The organism is Mycolicibacterium thermoresistibile (assembly GCF_900187065.1).
Classification (GTDB): domain Bacteria; phylum Actinomycetota; class Actinomycetes; order Mycobacteriales; family Mycobacteriaceae; genus Mycobacterium; species Mycobacterium thermoresistibile.
Genome location: NZ_LT906483.1, coordinates 2,277,986 through 2,297,660 on the forward strand (window position 1 = coordinate 2,277,986; position 19,675 = coordinate 2,297,660).

The 19,675-nt window shown below is 69.3% G+C and carries 16 protein-coding genes; 13 read left to right on the forward strand and 3 right to left on the reverse strand.

Going from position 1 to position 19,675, the window contains the following annotated elements; translation table 11 throughout:
- The first annotated feature begins 6 nt into the window (after positions 1-6).
- The 5 genes from CKW28_RS10640 (at position 7) to CKW28_RS10660 (ending at position 5,933) form a co-directional block, all read left to right on the forward strand.
- Positions 7-945, forward strand: a complete 939-nt coding sequence (locus CKW28_RS10640; RefSeq protein WP_040548100.1) for a copper transporter — start codon at positions 7-9, stop codon at positions 943-945.
- A 234-nt stretch (positions 946-1,179) separates the two neighbouring features.
- The gene (pyrG, locus tag CKW28_RS10645; protein ID WP_040548097.1) at positions 1,180-2,973 is read left to right on the forward strand and encodes a CTP synthase; all 1,794 of its coding nucleotides are present in this window, start codon (positions 1,180-1,182) and stop codon (positions 2,971-2,973) included.
- A complete protein-coding gene (locus tag CKW28_RS10650; RefSeq protein ID WP_050812075.1) occupies positions 2,927-3,610 on the forward strand; it encodes an NUDIX domain-containing protein in 684 nt (227 codons plus the stop codon). Before pyrG ends, CKW28_RS10650 begins: the two co-directional genes overlap by 47 nt.
- Positions 3,607-4,590, forward strand: a complete 984-nt coding sequence (gene xerD, locus CKW28_RS10655; protein ID WP_003927417.1) for a site-specific tyrosine recombinase XerD — start codon at positions 3,607-3,609, stop codon at positions 4,588-4,590. Before CKW28_RS10650 ends, xerD begins: the two co-directional genes overlap by 4 nt.
- Positions 4,591-4,808: 218 nt before the next feature.
- Complete coding sequence (locus CKW28_RS10660; protein WP_003927416.1) at positions 4,809-5,933, forward strand: methyltransferase; 1,125 nt, start codon at positions 4,809-4,811, stop codon at positions 5,931-5,933.
- A 25-nt stretch (positions 5,934-5,958) separates the two neighbouring features.
- Here CKW28_RS10660 and CKW28_RS10665 read toward each other — a convergent pair whose 3' ends face one another.
- The 3 genes from CKW28_RS10665 to CKW28_RS10675 form a co-directional block, all read right to left on the reverse strand.
- A complete protein-coding gene (locus CKW28_RS10665) occupies positions 5,959-6,666 on the reverse strand; it encodes an O-methyltransferase (protein ID WP_050812074.1) in 708 nt (235 codons plus the stop codon).
- A 63-nt stretch (positions 6,667-6,729) separates the two neighbouring features.
- Positions 6,730-8,067: an FAD-binding oxidoreductase gene (locus CKW28_RS10670; RefSeq protein WP_040548090.1), complete on the reverse strand. Its 1,338-nt coding sequence runs from the start codon at positions 8,065-8,067 to the stop codon at positions 6,730-6,732.
- Positions 8,068-8,102: 35 nt separating this feature from the next.
- Positions 8,103-9,419: a cytochrome P450 gene (locus CKW28_RS10675; protein WP_003927413.1), complete on the reverse strand. Its 1,317-nt coding sequence runs from the start codon at positions 9,417-9,419 to the stop codon at positions 8,103-8,105.
- Between the two features lie 683 nt (positions 9,420-10,102).
- Here CKW28_RS10675 and CKW28_RS10680 point away from each other — a divergent pair.
- The 8 genes from CKW28_RS10680 to scpB all read left to right on the forward strand — a co-directional run bounded on the left by CKW28_RS10680 (position 10,103) and on the right by scpB (position 19,674).
- Entirely contained in the window at positions 10,103-11,875 is a 1,773-nt protein-coding gene (locus CKW28_RS10680; protein WP_003927412.1) for a thiamine pyrophosphate-binding protein, read from the forward strand.
- A complete protein-coding gene (locus CKW28_RS10685) occupies positions 11,856-12,521 on the forward strand; it encodes a hypothetical protein (protein WP_003927411.1) in 666 nt (221 codons plus the stop codon). Before CKW28_RS10680 ends, CKW28_RS10685 begins: the two co-directional genes overlap by 20 nt.
- A 103-nt stretch (positions 12,522-12,624) precedes the next feature.
- On the forward strand, positions 12,625-13,593 hold the full coding sequence (locus tag CKW28_RS10690; RefSeq protein WP_234784980.1) for a pyridoxal phosphate-dependent aminotransferase: 969 nt from the start codon (positions 12,625-12,627) through the stop codon (positions 13,591-13,593).
- A gap of 29 nt (positions 13,594-13,622) precedes the next feature.
- On the forward strand, positions 13,623-14,786 hold the full coding sequence (locus CKW28_RS10695; RefSeq protein WP_003927409.1) for a flavin-containing monooxygenase: 1,164 nt from the start codon (positions 13,623-13,625) through the stop codon (positions 14,784-14,786).
- A gap of 42 nt (positions 14,787-14,828) precedes the next feature.
- Complete coding sequence (locus CKW28_RS10700; protein WP_003927408.1) at positions 14,829-17,141, forward strand: MMPL family transporter; 2,313 nt, start codon at positions 14,829-14,831, stop codon at positions 17,139-17,141.
- 154 nt (positions 17,142-17,295) lie between these two features.
- Entirely contained in the window at positions 17,296-18,159 is an 864-nt protein-coding gene (locus tag CKW28_RS10705) for a ParA family protein (RefSeq protein WP_003927407.1), read from the forward strand.
- Complete coding sequence (locus tag CKW28_RS10710; RefSeq protein WP_003927406.1) at positions 18,156-18,992, forward strand: segregation/condensation protein A; 837 nt, start codon at positions 18,156-18,158, stop codon at positions 18,990-18,992. Before CKW28_RS10705 ends, CKW28_RS10710 begins: the two co-directional genes overlap by 4 nt.
- Positions 18,985-19,674 (forward strand): SMC-Scp complex subunit ScpB, encoded by a 690-nt coding sequence (scpB, locus tag CKW28_RS10715; RefSeq protein WP_003927405.1) that lies wholly within the window; start codon positions 18,985-18,987, stop codon positions 19,672-19,674. The genes CKW28_RS10710 and scpB overlap by 8 nt, the downstream gene beginning before the upstream one ends.
- The last annotated feature ends 1 nt before the right edge of the window (position 19,675 follow it).

Genomic DNA, 19,675 nt, shown 5'->3' on the forward strand with positions numbered 1-19,675 from the left:
CCGCCCGTGATATCCCTACGCGCGCACGCGATCTCTCTCGCAGCGGTGTTCCTGGCGCTGGCCCTCGGGGTGGCGTTGGGCTCCGGCCTGCTGTCCAACACGGTGCTGTCCGGGCTGCGGTCGGACAAGGCGGAGCTGCAGAACGAGATCGACTCGCTGACCGACGAACGTAACGCGCTCAACGAGAAACTCCGTGCGGCAGGGGAATTCGATGCCCAGATGGCACACCGAATCCTGCGCGACACCCTCGCGGGCAAATCCGTGGTGCTGTTCCGCACCCCGGACGCCGCGGACGCCGACCTCGACGGCCTCACCCGGGTGCTCGGGCAGGCGGGCGGCACGGTCACCGGCACCATCGAGCTGACCGAGGAGTTCGTCGACGCCAACTCGGCGGAGAAACTACTGTCGGTGGTGAACTCCCCGATCCTGCCGGCGGGGCGGCAGCTCAGCACCCGGTCGGTGGATCAGGGCTCCCAGGCCGGCGACCTGCTGGGCATCTCGCTGTTGATTCCCCGCGACCCGGCGGTGCCCCCGGTCGCCGCCGCCGACCGGGAGACGGTGCTGGTCGCGCTGCGCGACACGGGGTTCATCAGGTACAGCGGCCCGGTCGAAGCCGCCGACACCGCGCTGATCGTCACCGGCGGACCGCTCGGCGAGGACGCCGGCAACCGGGGCGCCACCGTGGCGCGGTTCGCCGCCGGGTTGTCTCCCCACGGATCGGGCACCGTGCTCACCGGACGGGACGGGTCCGCGTCCGGTGTCGCGGCAGTGGCGGTGACCAGGGCCGACGCGGCCCTCTCCGACGCCGTGAGCACGGTCGACGACATCGACTCCGAAGCCGGGCGGATCACCAGCGTGCTGGCGCTGCGGCAACTGATCGACGGCTCCCGGCCCGGCCAGTACGGCACCGGCCGGGGAGCCACCTCGGTGACGGTTCCCCAGTGAATCCCCCAGTGAATCCCCCGGTGAACCGACCGGTGCCCTCCTGACGCTCTCCCGACCCGCCCGGGGCGGGCGTGCCGGGCGGGTCGGAGCCGGGTGCCGCTCGGCGCGTCAGCGCCGCACTGTTCCAGACGGTGTTAAGGTGGGGTTCCGTGGGTCGGCAGGCCCCAAGCTAGGCCAACCACACCCGTCCAGGCCTTGAAAAGTAAGACCTGCCCGTCGTCACGGAGGTTGCTCTTGCCATCGTTTCGCAAGCACCCGCTCACCACCACAAAGCACCTCTTCGTCAGTGGCGGCGTGGTCTCCTCGCTGGGCAAGGGGCTCACCGGCGCCAGCCTCGGTCAGTTGCTGACCGCGCGGGGTCTGTATGTGACCATGCAGAAGCTCGACCCCTATCTGAACGTCGACCCCGGGACCATGAACCCGTTCCAGCACGGTGAGGTGTTCGTCACCGAGGACGGCGCCGAAACCGATCTCGACATCGGGCACTACGAGCGGTTCCTGGACCGCGACCTGCCCGGGTCGGCGAATGTGACGACCGGTCAGGTCTATTCGACGGTGATCGCCAAGGAGCGCCGCGGGGAGTATCTCGGCGACACGGTGCAGGTCATCCCGCACATCACCGACGAGATCAAGCGGCGGATCATGGCGATGGCCGAACCGGACGCCGACGGCAACCGGCCGGACGTGATCATCACCGAGATCGGTGGCACGGTGGGCGACATCGAGTCGCTGCCGTTCCTGGAGGCCGCACGGCAGGTCCGCCACGAGGTGGGCCGGGAGAACTGCTTCTTCCTGCACGTGTCACTGGTGCCGTACCTGGCCCCGTCCGGTGAGCTGAAGACCAAACCCACCCAGCACTCGGTGGCGGCCCTGCGCAGCATCGGTATCACCCCCGACGCGTTGATCCTGCGCTGCGACCGGGATGTGCCCGACAGCCTGAAGAACAAGATCGCGCTGATGTGCGACGTCGATGTCGACGGTGTGATCTCCACCCCCGACGCACCGTCGATCTACGACATCCCCAAGGTCCTGCACCGCGAGGAACTCGACGCGTTCGTGGTGCGCAGACTCAATCTGCCCTTCCGCGACGTGGACTGGACGCAGTGGAACGATCTGCTCAGCCGTGTGCATGATCCGCGCGAGACGGTGCGAATCGCGTTGGTGGGCAAGTACATCGACCTGTCCGATGCCTACCTGTCGGTGGCGGAGGCGTTGCGTGCCGGTGGTTTCGCACACCACGCTCGGGTGGAGATGCGCTGGGTGGCCTCCGACGACTGCGACTCCGACAGTGGGGTGAAGGCCGCGCTCGAGGACGTGCACGGCGTCCTGATCCCGGGCGGGTTCGGGATCCGGGGGATCGAGGGCAAGATCGGCGCCGTCCGGTATGCGCGCAAACGTGGCCTCCCGGTGCTGGGGCTGTGTCTGGGGTTGCAGTGCATCGTGATCGAAGCGGCCCGTTCGGTCGGTCTGACCCAAGCCAACTCGACCGAGTTCGACCCGGACACCCCCGAACCGGTGATCTCGACGATGGCCGATCAACTCGATGCGGTCACCGGGGCGGCCGATCTGGGCGGCACCATGCGGTTGGGCGCCTACCCGGCCGTGCTCGAGCCGGGATCGATTGTCGCGGAGGCATATCAGGCGACCGAGGTGTCCGAGCGGCACCGGCATCGCTATGAGGTGAACAACGCCTACCGGGAGCGCATCGCAAAGAGCGGACTGCGGTTCTCCGGTACCAGCCCGGACGGCCACCTGGTGGAGTTCGTCGAATACCCGCGGGAGATCCACCCGTTCCTGGTCGGCACCCAGGCCCATCCGGAACTGAAGAGCCGGCCCACCCGGCCACATCCGTTGTTCACCGCGTTCGTCGGCGCCGCGCTGGAATTCAAGGCCGCGGAACGGCTTCCGGTGGAGATTCCGGAACACCACCGCGCCAACGGTGCGGAGCACGAGCCGGATGCGGCCGGCCCGGAGGTGGCCGATGCCGGGGTCGGTCCGTTGCTGCAAGAGCCCGTGCACCGTGGCTGAGCGCGGTACGCATCAATACGACATTGTTGACAGTGAAACCCGTTATGTCGGCAGCATTCTCGCGCTCCGTGTCGACGAGGTCCGGATGCCCGGTGGGGGCACCGCACCTCGGGAGGTTGTCGAGCATTTCGGTGCGGTAGCGATCGTCGCCATGGACGCGGACCGCAACGTGGCGCTCGTGCACCAGTACCGCCACCCGGTGCGCCGGCGGCTGTGGGAACTGCCCGCCGGTCTGCTCGATGAGCCCGGCGAACCGCCGCACCTCACCGCCGCCCGCGAACTCGAGGAGGAGGCCGGGTTGGCGGCGCGAGACTGGCGGGTGCTGGTGGATCTGGTCTCGAGCCCCGGGTTCAGCGATGAGTGCGTGCGGGTGTATCTGGCCACCGGGCTGACGGAGGTGCCGCGGCCCGATGCACACCATGAGGAAGCCGATCTGACGCTGCGGTGGTTCCCGCTGGCCGAGGCGGTGCGCATGGTGCTCGCCGGTGAGATCGTCAACTCCATCGCGGTGGCGGGCCTGCTGGCGGCGCACGCGCACGCCGGTGCCCACCCGGGACCGACCGCCGAACTGCGATCGGTCGACGCGCCGTGGCCGGACCGGCCCACCGACTTCGCCGCCCGGAAGGCCCACCGGTGACCACCTCCGAGCAGGTGCCGCGATCGGACGAGCCGCCCCACCCGCACCGGGTGCTCGACGATCAGATCCAGGGCTACCTGGACCACCTGTCCATCGAACGCGGCGTCGCCGCCAACACCCTGAGTTCCTACCGGCGGGATCTGCGCCGCTACGCGGAACATCTGCTCGCTCGGGGGATCGACGATCTGGCCAAGGTGCACGAGTCAGATGTCGCCGACTTCCTGGTGGCCTTGCGCCGCGGTGATCCGGACACCGGGGCGGCCGGGCTGTCGGCGGTGTCGGCGGCCCGGGCGCTGATCGCGGTGCGGGGTCTGCACCGGTTCGCCGCCGCGGAGGGCGTCACCGAACTCGACGTCGCCCGGTCGGTGAAGCCCCCGACACCGAGCCGGCGGTTGCCCAAGAGCCTGACCGTGGACGAGGTGCTGGCACTGCTCGCCGGCGCCGGTGGCGACTCGGAGTCCGACGGTCCGCTGACACTGCGCAACCGGGCGCTGCTGGAGCTGCTCTACTCGACCGGCGCCCGGATCTCCGAGGCGGTGGGCCTCGACATCGACGATGTGGACACCGTGGCGCGGTCGGTGCTGCTGCGCGGTAAGGGCGGAAAGCAGCGCCTGGTGCCGATCGGCCGGCCCGCGGTCAGCGCGCTGGACGCCTATCTGGTGCGGGGACGGCCGGAACTCGTCCGCCGCGGCCGCGGCACCCCGGCGATATTCCTCAACGCCCGCGGTGGGCGGTTGTCACGCCAGAGCGCGTGGCAGGTGCTGCAGGATGCCGCCGAACGCGCCGGCATCAAGGCCGGGGTGTCACCGCACACCCTGCGGCATTCGTTCGCCACCCATCTGCTCGACGGCGGCGCGGACGTGCGGGTGGTGCAGGAACTGCTCGGACATGCCTCGGTGACAACCACCCAGATCTACACCATGGTCACCGTGCACGCGTTGCGCGAAGTCTGGGCCGGCGCGCATCCCCGTGCGCGGTGAACGGGCGGCTTCCGCCAGCCGGCGGCGAAAACGACGTCCAGCTGCGCAGGTGCGACCGGGCGGGCCGCGCCCAGCAATCCCGGCTTGACGCCCTGAACCGATCCGACGCAAATTCCGACAACCCCTTTTGATCATCACGGGGTGGACTCTAGGCTCGGCAGAGTCGCACCGTTTCGGGGGTGCTCGACCGGGGGAGCCCGGGGAATCGGGGGGATCACATGGTGAGCCGACACACCTTTGCCCGCACGACCACCACGCACAGTCCGACGATTCCGCCCCCGGCGCTGGTCCGCGCGGTGGAGACGGTACGCACCGGGCTGCAGCGGGTCCGGGCCCGCATGGCGCCCCCGTTCGCCGGGGTGCTCGACCTGGCGATGGGCTATGCGGTGAGCCATGCCGTGCAGGCCGCGGCGCGGCTGGCCATCGCGGACGTGTTCGACGACGGGCCGTTGAGCGTCGAGCGGATCGCCGAGCGCATCGACGCCGACGCTCACGCCGTGCGCAGGCTGTTGCGGGTGCTGGCCAGCCACCAGATCTTCCGGGAGCGCCGGGACGGCAGGTTCGAGATGACGCCGATGTCGCACGCATTGCGCAGCGATGCGCCGGTGTCGATCCGGCCGCTGCTGATGATGATCAGTCATCCGTTCTACACCGAGCATTTCGCCCGTCTGCCCGATGTGGTCCGGACGGGCCGCACGAGCGTCGAGTCAACGTATGGCGCAGGTCTTTTCGACTGCCTTGAGCAGGACCCTGACGCCGCCGCCGTGTTCAACGACGCGATGACCTGCGTGACCGCGATGGCGGTTCCGCCCGTTCTCGCCGCGTACGACTTCACCGACGCGGAGACGATCGTCGATGTGGGCGGTGGTGCCGGGCAATTGCTCGCCGCCGTGCTGAATGCGGCGCCGCAGGCCCGCGGGGTACTGTTCGAGCAGTCGTCGTTGAAGGATCACGCGCAGCGGGTCTTCGAGTCCGCGGGAGTGGCCGACCGCGCCACGATCGAGACCGGTTCCTTCTTCGAGGCGGTGCCCGAAGGCGGGGACATCTACCTGCTCAAACACGTGGTGCACGACTGGGACGACCGGCAGGCGGCCGCCATCCTCGCCACGGTACGGGAGTCGATGAGCCCGAACGCCCGACTGCTGCTGGCGGAGACGGTGATCCCGCCGGGAAACAGGCCGCACTTCGGCAAGCTGCTGGACCTCGACATGCTGGTCTTCGCCGGAGGACGGGAACGCACCGCACCGGAGTTCACCGACCTGCTGACCGGTAGTGGTTTCACACCACCGCGAATCATTCCCACGGCGATCCACCTCTCGTTGCTCGAGGCTGTACCGAACTGACGGGCCGAACTGAACGGGTACCGGGTCAGCCGCCGAGATACACCGATTCCAGCACCAGGTCCGGCAGCTCGATGCCGTATTCGCCGTGCGTCTTGTGTTCGGTGGTCCGCCAGGTGATGCCCTGTTGCTCACGCATGTACGCGCGGTAGCGCGGGGAGCCGGGAAGGCGCACGTTGTCGGCGACCACGACCGCCCCCGGGCGCAACCAGCCCTGATCCATGATGGTGCGCAGGTCGGGCAGATACCTCTCCTTGTTGTGGTCGAGGAACACCAGACCCAGCGCCGCCGCGCTCACTTTGTGCTCGCGGTTCAGGGCCTCCAGGGTGCGTCCGCCGTCGTCGATGGTGCCGACCACGCAGCTGATGCGGTCGGAGACGCCGGCGTGTGCCCAGATGCGGCGGGCCACCTGCGCGTTGGCCTCGGCCAGCTCCACCGAGATCACCCGCGCAGCGGGCGCCGCGCGGGCGATGCGCAACGCGCCGTAGCCGCAGTACGTTCCCAGTTCGAGAGCGAGTTCCGGGTCGGCCCGGCGAACCGCGGCGTCGAGCAGCAGCCCCTTCTCATCCCCGATGTTGACCAGGAAGGATTTCCGGTAGGCGTACTCGTCGATGATGTCCAGCACATCGTCGATGTCGCCCGGCCGGGCGTGCCGTTCGACGTAATCGGCGGCGGCCGCCTCCCGCCCGTCACCGATCTGGCCCGTGGTGGTGAGCCGGTGCTGGGTCATCGTCATCCGCCAGAACGACCACCGCAGGAAGGGTGCTCTGCGCCGGCTCACAGCGCCCGGCTCCGGATGTCAGACCCGGCCCATCCACCCGTGGAAACGGCCGGCGGGATCGCGACGGGCACGGATCCCGTCGAGCCGGGCCATGTTGGCGTCGGTGGCGAACCGTGCCGGTCGCCGGCCGAGATTCTCATCGGCCAGACCGACCCCCATGGCGAGGTGAGCCAGTGCCGCCATGTTGGTCCCCGGCCACGCACTGAAGCGCTCATCATCTTCCGGATCATTCCAGACCGCGTACAACGCGAGATTGAAATCGGCTTCCAGACCGTAGAACAGGTTGTCGCGAGTGCTGGTGGGGCTCCAGTTGAACATCAGGAAGTGCGACGGCGCCGGCGGCAGGGTCTCGATGATCCGATGGATCCCCGGGAGCAGAGCCTCGGGGGAGGCCGAGGTCCACATGTTGTCGGTGGCGTACCGGTGGCCGGTCGGGTAGTTGGTCATGATCGCCCCGTACCATCCAGCGAGATCCGTTGTGGCATATGGGATTTTGATGATAGCCCGGTCGACGGCCGGGCAGTCGCCCAGCACCGCCAGCGCCTGCGCGGCGGCGCTCTCAGATTCCGCGAAGACCGGTGAGGCCACCACGATGCTGGGTTGATTCAGCCCCAGCGCGGGCAGGTCCCGGGAGGCGATGATCTGCAACTCGACGCGATCGTCGACGTCTCGGCCGCTGGTGAGCGCCCAGGTGTAGACGTCGTCGATCGCCTCGGCGGGATAGATGTACAGACAACTGCCGCACACCGGCGGCCGCGGATGCAGCCGCAGATGAAACGACGTCACGACCGCGAAGAACCCGGGCCCCGACCCGCGTGCCGCCCAGAACAGATCCGCGTTCGTCTCGTCGTCGCAGTACAGCACCTCGCCGTCGGCGGTGACGACATCGACCCCGACGATGCTCTCGCAGGCGGGGCCGAGCACCCGGCTGTTCCAGCCGTAGCCGCCCTGCAGCAGATAACCTCCCAGACAGATGCCCTCGCAGTGGCCGGCGGGGAAGAACAGGTCCAGTTTGTCGAGCTCGCCGGCCAGTTCACTGCCGATCTTGCCGGGACCGGCGACCGCGACCATGCGGTCGGCGTCGATGCCGCAGTGGTCCAGCCGGCTCACGTCCAACAACATCCCGCCGTCGCGGAGATGGCTGGCCGCCCAGCTGTGACCGCCCGAACACACCCCGATGCGGAGGTCGTTGTCCGCCGCGTACCGGACCGCGGTGACCACATCATCGACGGTGACAGCCTGCACGATCACGTCCGGGAAACGGTCCGGCAGCAGGCCGTTCCAGACGGTCGTGCGGCGGGCCTGTTCGTACCCCTGAGCGCCGCGCCGAAAACTGAGTGCCGGCAAAGCCGCCATGAAATCCCCCCTTTGTCGAAATACCTGTCCCCGCGCTACTTTTCGACGATCTCGAGCATGATGTCGCGGTTGGGCGCCACCGCGATTCCGCGCGCGCTGCTGCGGGGCGGGGGCCTGCGCCGCTCGGGTGTGGACATGCGCAGATCGACGAGCGACATGATGGTTCCGATGGCGACGGCCAACTCGGCGGCCGCGAACGGGGCGCCGATACAGCGGCGGTGCCCACCCCCGAACGGCGCGAACTCGAACGGCGAGGTGCGGCGTCGCAGGAACCGCTCATCGTCGAAGCGGTCGGGGTGGTCCCAGATCTCCGGGTTGTAGTGCAACGCGTACAGCGCGATGCCCACGATGTCGGACTCGGCGAACTCGATCCCATCGACACTGCGGCGAGCCGCCAGCTGGCGCAACACGATCGGCACCGGCGGGTGCATCCGCAGGGCCTCCTTGACCACCGCGTTGAGGTAGGGCAGCGCGATGATGTCCAGTGGCGAGGTGCAGGACGCCAACTCCGCGCGCACCCGCGTCCGGATCGCATCGTCGCGGTGGATGTGGTAGAGCGTCCAGGTCAGCGCCGTGGCGGTGGTCTCATGTCCGGCGGCGAGCAGGGTGCGCAGCTGATCGTGCAGTTCCTCGCTGCTGTGCCGCCGTCCCTTCTCGTCGGTGGAGTCGAGCAACACGCTGAGCATGTCCTGGGTGGGTGGGCCGCTTTCCAGACGTGCGGCCATGTCACCGGAGAGCAGTTCGTCGAGCTGGTTCCGGAGCCGGATCAGCCGCGACCACGGACTCCACCGGCCGAGGTCGCGGCGCAGCGCCGGAACCAGCATCAGGGCGGCGTTGTTCGCCCGCAGCAGCGCCTGGACCGCGTCGGTGTATTCGAGGCGCCGGGAATCGTCGGTGACGCTGAAGATCACCCGGATCGCCACGTGCAGGGTGATCGCGATGCTCAACCGTTGCACCGCGATGATGCCGTCCGGGCGTGCCCTGGCGAGTTCGTCCGCGGTGGCGGACGCGATGACGTCGGCGTAACTCTTGACCCGTTCACCGTGAAATGCCGGGGTCAGCAGGGAACGTTCCCGCCGGTGCGCGTCTCCGGACAGCAGAATCAGCGATCCCGGGCCGACGACCGGTTCGATGGGATTGGGCACCGGGGCACGGCAGGCTTCGACCGGCAGGGTCAGGATGTCGCGCGCGGCCTGCTTCGTCCCGAAGAACGCCACGTGGCCCAACCCGGGGAAGTCCAGTGCGATCGGGCGGTTGTCGGCTGCGTGCCGACGGAAGAAGCCGACCGGGTCGGCCCCCGCGCCGACGGCGCGTATCAGGCCGAGCGGCGACCCGAGGGTGACCGTGCTCATCGACGGACGACCGTGCTTTGCCGGGATTCCGCGGCGGCCTGTGAACCGGAGCGGCGGCCGGTGATGCTGGCAAACATATCGTGATCCTGTCTGGGCTATTGCCCGGATTGCGCGCTGCGGTGCGCCCGGTCCCGGCGGTCGTCATCGACGCGGCGCGAGCCCGCATCGGGGCCGAGTGGTAGCGAGCATATGCCGTGGGGCGGCCCGCCGGATGCGTATCGCGCAGACTTTCGCGACGTGAGCAGATCAGATACGCCGAGGTGATGCGGCCCTGGCGAGGTGTGTCCGCGTCCGCGGGCGCCGCGTCGGGCCGGACGCCGTCCCGGAGCGGTCCCGCCCGGCGCCGGAGTGTCCACGTGGGTGACGCAGAGGTTGCTGTACCGGTGCAATCCACGCCGGTATGTCGATATCGCAACGATTTCGCATGCCGAGGCTACTGACCAGTTCTCAGCTTGCTGTCAGCATCACAGTTTCCTAACGACCGTCAAGTGCGCAGGTCGGAGGCTCGCCCGGGATTCCCTGCCGGATACGGGAAATTGCCATTTCAAGGAGTCGGATTCCAGCGGGAAAAATCCCCGGGGGCAAACGGGGTTTCCCGTTGTACGGTATTGCTGCCACGCAGGGGGAGCCGGTCGACGAGTTCGCGGCTTTGTGGCGCTCATGGTCCAAGGGGGGAGTGGAACATGGCTTTCAACGGAGCGGACACCCCGGGCGGTCCGCTGGGCCGGATGCGGGTGGTCGACTACATCCTGGACTACCTCGCCGCGGGCGCGGTCACCCACATCTTCGGGGTGGACGGGGCGAACATCGAAGACGTCTACGACGCCGCGTACTTCCACGACGGGATCACCGCGGTGCTGGCCAAACACGAGTTCTCGGCGGCGACCATGGCCGACGGCTACAGCCGCAGCGGGGCCGGCCTGGGTGTCGTCGCCGCGACCTCCGGGGGCGGATCGCTGAATCTGGTGGCCGCGCTCGGAGAGTCGTTCGCCAGCCGGGTTCCGGTGCTGGCCCTGGTGGGCCAACCCCCCACCACCCTGGACGGCCGGGGCAGCTTCCAGGACACCAGCGGACGCAACGGGGCGCTCGACGCCGAGGCGTTGTTCACGACGGTGTCGGTGTTGTGCGAACGGGTCTGTTCGGCGGCCGACATCGTCGCCGAGCTGCCCCGGGCGATCATGGCGGCGCTCACCGGTGGTCCCGCGGTCCTGTTGCTGCCCAAGGATGTTCAGCAGGCCCAGCTGAACCGGCAGCATCACGACGATCGGCAGGCCGAACACGCCGCGGGCCGGCCCCGGGTCCGGTTCTCCGATCCGCATCCGATCGCGCGGGCACTGCAACAGGCCCGCGGACCGGTCACCATCATCGCCGGCGAACAGGTTGCCCGCGACGACGCCCGCCGCGAACTGGAGATGCTGCGAGCCACGTTGCGCGCCCGGGTGGCATGTGTGCCCGATGCCAAGGATGTGGCCGGCATCCCGGGCCTCGGCTCGTCGTCGTCGCTGGGCGTCACCGGGGTGATGGGCCATCCCTCGGCCGCCGAGGCCGTGGCGGCGAGCGCGGTGTGCCTGCTGGTCGGGGCGCGGCTGCCGGTGACCGCCCGCGCCGGCCTGGACGAGGCGTTGGCCAGGGTGCGCACGTTGTCGGTGGGCGCGGTCGCACCGTATGTGCCCTGCACCCATGTGCACACCGAGGACCTGCGTACCACGTTGAGCCAGTTGACCAGTGCGTTGACCGGCCGGGGCCGGCCGCACGGTCTGCGGGTGCCCGAGATCTCCCGGCGCACCGAGTTGGCGCCGCCGCCCCATGACGGCCCCGGTGTGCGCTACCGCGACGCGATGGCGGCGCTGGACGCGGCACTTCCCGACGGGGCCGACATCGTCATCGATGCCGGGAACACCGGCGCCGCGGCCATCCACTACCTTCCGGTGCGTCGCGGCGGCAGGTTCGCCGTCGCCCTCGGCATGGGCGGGATGGGGTACAGCTTCGGCGCCGCGATCGGCATGGCGTTCGGCCGCCGGCAGCGCACCGTGGTGATCGCCGGCGACGGATCGTTCTTCATGCACGGACTGGAGATCCACACGGCCATCCAGTACCGGCTCCCGATCACCGTGGTGCTGTTCAACAACAACGCCCACGCCATGTGCCTGACCCGCGAACAGCTGTTCTACGACGACAGGTACAGCTACAACCGGTTCACCCGCAGCAATCTGGGGGCCGGTCTGGCCACCATGTTCCCGGGCCTTCCCGCCGTGGATGTGGCCGACGCGGAGTCGTTACCGCAGGCATTGGCCGGCGCGCTGGCGGCGGACGGTCCGGCGGTGGTGAGCATCGAATGTTCTGCTGACGAGATCCCGCCGTTCGCACCATTTCTCGCAGCCCCGTCGGCCGCCGCCGACACCCAGGCCACACCCACCACGCACGAGGAGAAGATCGATGTCGCTGCCAGCGCTTGAGGACATTGCCGTCCATCGGGGAAGCACCGAGCCGATCGACGGTGTGATCCGGATCGAGACGTCCCCCCGGGAGAAAGCCACCCCGATCATCATGGACATGATCAGGTCGGTGTACCCGCACGACGACGTCTACGGTCCGTTCTGCACCGTGCAGGACTACGTCGACTGCCCGCCGGACGAACTCTATGACTGGATGTCCGACACCCGGTGCCTGGAGGAGTGGACGTACAGTCTGCGTGGCTTCGAGGAGACCGACGAACCCGGACTGTGGCTGGCCTGGGACCGGCTCGGCTCGGAGACGAAGATCTACACCCGCACCGTCGCCAACCCGCAGGCCCGCATCGTCGACTACCACTGCGCCTGGGATCAGGGCAAACACCTCTGGATGATCTATCTGATGCGGGTCATCGACGCACAACTGGTGCTCGACAAACCGGGATCGGTGGTGTTGTGGACCAACTGCCACCACCCGTTCTACGACGAGAACCCCTATCCGGAGACCGCGCCGCCCGAACGGCCGGTGTGGGTGGGCGACTTCTGGGACATGTTCGGCGCCGGCCATGCGCTGGAACTGCGGAACCTCAAGAGGATCGCCGAATACCGGCACCACAACGGGTTGCCGGTCAAACCACTCTGGATGAGCTGAGCGGGTCATGACCTCGCTGATCGAGGCCCCGCCGGCCGAACGGTCGCTGCCGGGCCGGCGGCAACCGGACACCACTCCGGTTGTCCCATCCGCCGTCGATCCGATGGCGTTGTCCCTCAACGAGAGTCCGTTCCCACCGCTGCCCGCGGTCCGGGTGGCGCTGATCGAGGCCGTCAGCGCGGCGAACCGCTATCCGGAGTTCCTGCCCGAACGGTTGCGGAGCCTGATCGCCGAGCGCATCGGCGTGCCCCCCGACCAGGTGATCCTGGGCGGCGGCGCAACCGGCGTGATGCTGCAGGTGCTGCACGCGATCGCCGACGAGCACGACCGGATCGTCATGGCGACCCCCACCTTCGAGGGATATCCGATCGTGGCCCGGATGCGGCGGCTGGAACCCGTCGAGGTCCCGCTGGCTCCCGACGGCCGACACGACCTGACGGCGATGGCCGAGGCGGCGGAACACGCCCGGGTGGTCGCGTTGTGCCGGCCGCACAACCCGACCGGAACCGTGGAGCCGGCGGCCGCGATCGAAGGTTTCCTGAGCCGGCTGTCCGCCGACACGGTGGTCCTCATCGACGAGGCCTACGTCGAGTTCGTCGCCCCCGGACACCGCCTCGACGCCGTCGGCCTGATTCGCCGGTTCCCGAATGTCGTGGGGGTGCGCACCTTCTCGAAGGCATACGGGCTGGCCGGACTGCGCATCGGCTACGCCTTCGGTTCACCGCAACTGGCGGCGAGGCTGTGGGCGATGCAGTTGCCGTTCGGGATGAGCATCACCAGCCTGGCCGCGGTGGCGGCGTCCTACGGCGCCGATCGGCAACTGCGCCGGCGGATCCGGATGATCACCACGGAACGGCGCTACCTGCAGACACAACTGCGGGCGCTCGGAGTAGCGAGCACCGATGCCCACGCGAACTTCGTCTATCTGCCCGCCGACGGACGGTGCTGGCCGGAGGTGTTCGCCGGCACCGATCTGCGGGTGAAGCACTGTCCGGACGGCGGGGTGCGGATCACCGTCGGGGACCGGTCTTCGACCGGCGCGGTGCTGGCCGCCATCCGGGGTCAGCGGTAGGGCTGCCGAGGGGGACAGAGGGGGGACAGATGAACGACCACCAGGTGGCGGTGATCGGGGCGGGACCGTCCGGTGTCGCGGCGGCGGTCAGCCTGCGCGACAGGGGGATCCGTCCGTTGCTGATCGACCGCGCGGAACACGTGGGTGCGTCCTGGCGGGCCCGCTACGACCGGCTGCGGCTCAACACCGGCAGGCTGACGTCGCATCTGCCCAATCGGCCTTATCCGGCCGGAACCGCGGTTTTCCCGACCCGCGATCAGGTGGTGGCCCATCTCGACCGGCACGCCCGCGAGGACGGCATCGACCTGCTGCTGGGCACCACGGTGGCACGGGTCGACCGGGACGGGGAGGGTTGGCGGCTGTGGACCTCCGGCGGGGATGTCTGCGCCCGCCACGTGGTGGTCGCCACCGGTTACGAGCACACCCCGAACATTCCGGACTGGCCCGGCGCCGACGGGTTCACCGGCCGGCTGCTGCATTCCTCGGCGTACCGCAATCCGATTCCGTTCTCCGGCCTGCGGGTGCTGGTGGTGGGGGCGGGGTCCTCGGCCATGGAGATCGTGCATGATGTCGCCACCGGGGGAGCGGCACAGGCATGGTTGGCCGTGCGGACCCCGCCCAACATCATGTTGCGTGCGCTGCCGGGCGGGTTCCCGTCCGATTATCTGGCCACACCACTGTTCGACGCACCGGTCGGCCTGGTGGACCGGATGGCGCGGTTGGCCCAGCGGGCCACCATCGGAGACCTCTCCGAATACGGTCTGCCCACCCCGCGGGAGGGTGTGTTCGCGCGCGGTAAGCGGCTCGGACGGGCGCCGGTCATCGTCGATCGGGAGGTGGTCGATGCGATCAGGGCCCGGCGGTTCGAAGTCGTCCGCACCATCGGGCGTTTCGACGGTGGCACCGTGGTGTTGACCGACGGGCGCCGGCTGCAACCCGACGCGGTGATCTGCGCGACCGGCTACTCGCGGGGGCTCGAACCGCTGGTCGGCCATCTCGGTGTGCTCGACGATCGGGGGCTGCCGCGGTCGGCCGGGGAGGTGGCGGCCGCACTCGGTCTGTGGTTCATCGGGTTCCAGTCCCGGCCGGGACTGATCTCGTTCGCCGCCAAGCAATCCCAGCGGATCGCCAAACGCATCGCCGCCGAACTCGTCGCGGCGCCCGCGATCACGCCCGTCGCCGACGGCGGCTGAACCGGCCGGCAACATTCACTCGCACGTCTCTGGGAAGTCGACATGCTCGAAACCCTGGCCCGGCGAATCGTGGCGGCGCCGCGCCGCGTCCTGGCGCTGGTGGTGCTGGTCATCGTCGGCGCCGCGATGTTCGGGCTGCCGGTCGCCGGCAGCCTGTCCGCGGGCGGATTCCGCGACCCGCACTCGGAGTCCGCGCAGGCGTCGGCGTTGCTGGCCGAACGGTTCGATCAGACCGACATGCAGTTGCTGGTGACCGTCAGTTCGTCCGCCGGGGTGTACGGCGAGGCCGCGCGGCGGGTGGGAACCGAGATCGTCGCCGCGCTCGAGGCCTCCCCGCAGGTGGCCGGCGTGCAGTCGCCGTGGACTGTCCCGCCGGGCGCCGGTGACCGGTTGGTCAGCGAGGACGCCACCGCGGGACTGATCGTCGCGCCGATTCGGGGCAATGAGACCGAATCCTCGGACATCGCAAGGCAACTGGCCGCGGCCGTGGGATCCGACCGGGACCGGGTGAACGTGCGTGCCGGTGGTCCGGCGCTGGTCAACGCGCAGATCGACACCCAGACCGAACACGATCTGCTGGTGATGGAGGCGATCGCGATCCCGCTCAGCTTCGTGGTGCTGGTCTGGGTGTTCGGCGGTCTGCTCGCCGCGGCGCTGCCGCTGGCGGTGGGGGTGCTGGCCATCGTCGGGTCGATGGCGGTGCTGCGCACCTTCACCATGTTCACCGAGGTGTCGGTCTTCGCGTTGAACCTCAGCATCGCGATGGGGTTGGCCCTGGCCATCGATTACACGCTGTTGCTGCTCAACCGGTACCGCGACGAACTCGCCGAGGGCTGCAGCCGGGAACAGGCGGTGATCCGCACCATGACGTCGGCGGGCCGCACCGTGATCTTCTCCGCGGTGATCGTCGCGACGTCGATGGTGCCGCTGGCGCTGTTCCCGATGTACTTTCTGCGTTCGTTCGCCTACGCCGGGGTCGGGGTGGTGGCGTTCGCGTTGTGCGCGGCGCTGGTGATCACCCCGGCGGCGATCACGGTGCTCGGCGCCCGGCTGGATTCGTGGGACATCCGCAGACTGATCCGCAGACTGATGCGCCGCACGCCGGCCGCGGCCGAACCGGCGCCGCGCGCGGTGTGCGGGTCGAAGTGGTACCGGTGGGCGAAGGCGGTCATGCGGCATTGGCTGGTCGCCGGCCTGGCGGTCACCGTCGTGCTGCTGCTCCTGGGGGCGCCGTTCCTGGGGGTGCGCTGGGGGTTCCCGGACGAACGGGTGCTGCCGCGGTCGGCGTCGGCACATCAGGTCGGCCACGAACTGCGCACCAACTTCGCCACCGACTCCGCGTCCGACGTCACCGTCGTCCTCCCGGACGCGCCCGGCCTCACCGCCGACGAACTCGCAGGCTACGCCGCCCGGCTGTCCGAGGTCACCGATGTGGCGTGGGTGTCGGCACCGGCGGGCACGTTCGTCCGGGGTCGATCGGTGGGACCGCCGTCGGCGCCCACCGGGATCGCCGACGGCAGCGCGTTCGTCACGGTGGGCAGCGTGGCGCCGTTGTTCTCCGACGACTCGCTGGAACAGCTGAACGACATCCGCGCCGTCCCGGCGCCCGGCGGCACGGCGGTGCAGCTGACCGGCACCGCGCAGATCAACCACGACATCGTGGTCGCCGTCACCAGCAGGTTGACGGTGGTGCTGACCGTGATCGCGCTGACCACGCTGGTCTGGTTGTTCCTGCTCACCGGCAGCATCGTGCTGCCGATCAAGGCCCTGGTGCTCAACGCCCTGTCGCTCACCGCGGCGTTCGGTGCGTTGGTGTGGATCTTCCAGGACGGCCACCTCGGGGCGCTCGGCACCACCCCCAGCGGCACCATGGCCGTCACCATGCCGGCGCTGCTGCTGTGCGTGGCGTTCGGCATCTCGATGGACTACGAGGTGTTCCTGATCGCCCGGATCCGCGAGCACTGGCTGGCCTCCTCCCGCACCGCCGCCGCCAACGACGAGGCGGTGGCGCTGGGGGTGGCCCGCACCGCCCGGGTGATCACCGCGGCCGCGCTGATCATGTCGATCTCGTTCGCCGCGCTGATCGGCGCGCAGGTGTCGTTCATGCGGATGATCGGGCTCGGGCTGATGGTGGCGGTGCTGGTGGACGCCACCCTGGTCCGGCTGATCCTGGTGCCGGCGTTCATGCACGTGATGGGCCGCGCCAATTGGTGGGCTCCGGCGCCGCTGGCCCGCTGGCACGACCGGTTCGGCATCCGCGAGGCGGCGGACGCCCCGGACCGGCCGCGGTCCGATCCCGCCCCGACACCGGTGGCCGCCGTTGCGGCCGGCGCGGGCGCGCCGGCGCCCGGGTGATCCGGCGGCCGCCCGGAAAGCCGCCCGGAAACCGGAACAGAACCGGCTGCCTCCGCGGGTCTGCGGTATCCGACCAGCTCATCCCGATAGACTCTGCACCGATGTTCGCGATGGGTGTGGGTCGGGCGACCGGCGCAGGTGGCGCGGGTTGGGCATGACCGACGACGCAGTCACCGCAGAAGTCGTCGGCCTGACCGGCCGGCCACCACGACCGATACCGGAACCGCCGCCGAAATCCACCCACGGACCGGCCAAGGTCATCGCGATGTGCAACCAGAAGGGCGGCGTCGGCAAGACCACCTCGACGATCAACCTCGGCGCCAGCCTGGCCGAATACGGGCGCCGGGTGCTGCTGGTGGACCTCGATCCGCAGGGCGCCCTGTCGGCCGGCCTCGGGGTGCCGCACTACGACCTCGACCACACCGTCTACAACCTGCTGGTCGAACCCCGGGTGTCGATCGACGAGGTGCTGGTCTCCACCCGGGTCCGCAACCTGGACCTGGTGCCCAGCAACATCGACCTGTCCGCCGCCGAGATCCAGCTGGTCACCGAGGTGGGCCGCGAGCAGGCCCTGGCCCGCGCCCTGCACCCGGTGCTGGACCGCTACGACTACGTGCTGATCGACTGCCAACCCTCGCTGGGGCTGCTCACCGTGAACGGGTTGGCCTGCTCCGACGGGGTCATCATCCCGACCGAATGCGAATACTTCTCGCTGCGCGGTCTGGCGCTGCTGACCGACACCGTCGACAAGGTCCGCGACCGGCTCAACCCGAAGCTGGAGATCAGCGGCATCCTGGTCACCCGCTACGATCCGCGCACCGTCAACTCCCGCGAGGTGATGGCCCGCGTGGTGGAGCGGTTCGACGATCTGGTGTTCGACACGGTCATCACCCGGACCGTGCGATTCCCGGAGACCAGCGTCGCCGGCGAACCGATCACCACCTGGGCGCCGAAGTCCACCGGCGCCGAGGCCTACCGGTCGCTGGCGCGTGAGGTGATTCACCGGTTCGGCGCGTGAGTGGGCAGCCCGACTCCGACACCGGACACCACGACGAGGCAGCCACCGGGTTCCAGGTCCGACTGGCCAATTTCGAGGGCCCGTTCGACCTGCTGCTGCAGCTGATCTTCGCGCACCGGCTGGACGTCACCGAGGTGGCGCTGCACCAGGTGACCGACGACTTCATCGCCTACACCCGCCAGATCGGCCGGGAGCTGTCGTTGGAGGAGACGACCGCGTTCCTGGTGGTGGCGGCCACGCTGCTGGATCTGAAGGCGGCTCGGTTGCTGCCGGACGGGTCGGTCCACGACGAAGAGGATCTGGCCCTGCTGGAGGTGCGGGACCTGCTGTTCGCGCGGCTGCTGCAGTACCGCGCGTTCAAGCACGTCGCCGAGATGTTCGCCGAGCTGGAGGCCGCCGCGCTGCGCAGCTATCCCCGGTCGGTGTCGCTCGAGGAGCGCTACACCCGGCTGCTGCCCGAGGTGATGCTGGGGGTGGACGCCGAGCGGTTCGCTGAGATCGCGGCGGCGGCGCTCACCCCGCGGCCGGTCCCGACGGTGGCCACCGAGCATCTGCACGCGCCCAAGGTGTCGGTGCCCGAACAGGCCAAACGGCTGCTGTCGCTGTTGGAGCGGCGCGGACCGGGCCAGTGGGCGTCGTTCGGTGAACTGGTCGCCGACTGCCAGACCGGGCTGGAGATCGTGGGACGGTTCCTGGCGCTGCTCGAACTGTACCGAGCCCGGACGGTAGCATTCGAGCAGTCAGAACCGCTTGGTGTGCTCCAGGTTTCGTGGACCGGGGAACGACCCACGGACGAACACCTGGCGACCGCTGAGAGCGAGGATGATGACTGACGACGTTTCCGGTGCCCGACTCGAGGATGTCGGCGGCCGGCAGGACGCCGAGCTGGGCGACGCCGAACTGGAGTCGGTGCTCGAGGCGCTGCTCCTCGTGGTCGACACGCCGGTGACGGTGGACACGCTCGCGGCCGTCACCGAGCAACCCGGCGCGCGGATCGAGGAGAAGCTGCGGTCGATGGCCGACGAGCTCACCGCCCGCGACAGCGGTATCGATCTGCGCGAGGCCGGCGGCGGCTGGCGGATGTACACCCGCACCCGGTACGCGCCGTACGTGGAGAGACTGCTGCTCGACGGCGCCCGGTCCAAGTTGACCCGGGCCGCGCTGGAGACGCTGGCGGTGGTGGCCTACCGGCAGCCGGTGACCCGCGCCCGGGTCAGCGCGGTGCGCGGGGTCAACTGCGATGCGGTGATGCGGACGCTGCTGGCCCGGGGCCTGATCACCGAAGCCGGAACCGATCCCGACACCGGGGCCACCACCTTCGCCACCACCGAGCTGTTCCTGGAGCGGCTGGGGTTGTCGTCGCTGGCCGAGCTGCCCGACATCGCTCCGCTGCTACCCGATGTGGACGTCATCGACGATCTGAGCGAATCATTGGATGAGGAACCACGATTCGCCAAGCTGCACGCTTCCGCGCCGGAGGAGCAGCCGGTGGCGTTCGAGATGGATCAGGATTGAC

Excerpts from the sequence above, each read along its gene's own strand:
- CKW28_RS10650 (WP_050812075.1), top strand. The coding sequence starts at position 2,927 with ATGCCGGGGTCGGTCCGTTGCTGCAAGAGCCCGTGCACCGTGGCTGAG.
- CKW28_RS10660 (WP_003927416.1), top strand. The coding sequence starts at position 4,809 with ATGGTGAGCCGACACACCTTTGCCCGCACGACCACCACGCACAGTCCG.
- CKW28_RS10665 (WP_050812074.1), bottom strand. The coding sequence starts at position 6,666 with ATGACGATGACCCAGCACCGGCTCACCACCACGGGCCAGATCGGTGAC.
- CKW28_RS10670 (WP_040548090.1), bottom strand. The coding sequence starts at position 8,067 with ATGGCGGCTTTGCCGGCACTCAGTTTTCGGCGCGGCGCTCAGGGGTAC.
- CKW28_RS10675 (WP_003927413.1), bottom strand. The coding sequence starts at position 9,419 with ATGAGCACGGTCACCCTCGGGTCGCCGCTCGGCCTGATACGCGCCGTC.
- CKW28_RS10680 (WP_003927412.1), top strand. The coding sequence starts at position 10,103 with ATGGCTTTCAACGGAGCGGACACCCCGGGCGGTCCGCTGGGCCGGATG.
- CKW28_RS10685 (WP_003927411.1), top strand. The coding sequence starts at position 11,856 with ATGTCGCTGCCAGCGCTTGAGGACATTGCCGTCCATCGGGGAAGCACC.
- CKW28_RS10690 (WP_234784980.1), top strand. The coding sequence starts at position 12,625 with ATGGCGTTGTCCCTCAACGAGAGTCCGTTCCCACCGCTGCCCGCGGTC.
- CKW28_RS10695 (WP_003927409.1), top strand. The coding sequence starts at position 13,623 with ATGAACGACCACCAGGTGGCGGTGATCGGGGCGGGACCGTCCGGTGTC.
- CKW28_RS10700 (WP_003927408.1), top strand. The coding sequence starts at position 14,829 with ATGCTCGAAACCCTGGCCCGGCGAATCGTGGCGGCGCCGCGCCGCGTC.
- CKW28_RS10705 (WP_003927407.1), top strand. The coding sequence starts at position 17,296 with ATGACCGACGACGCAGTCACCGCAGAAGTCGTCGGCCTGACCGGCCGG.
- scpB (WP_003927405.1), top strand. The coding sequence starts at position 18,985 with ATGACTGACGACGTTTCCGGTGCCCGACTCGAGGATGTCGGCGGCCGG.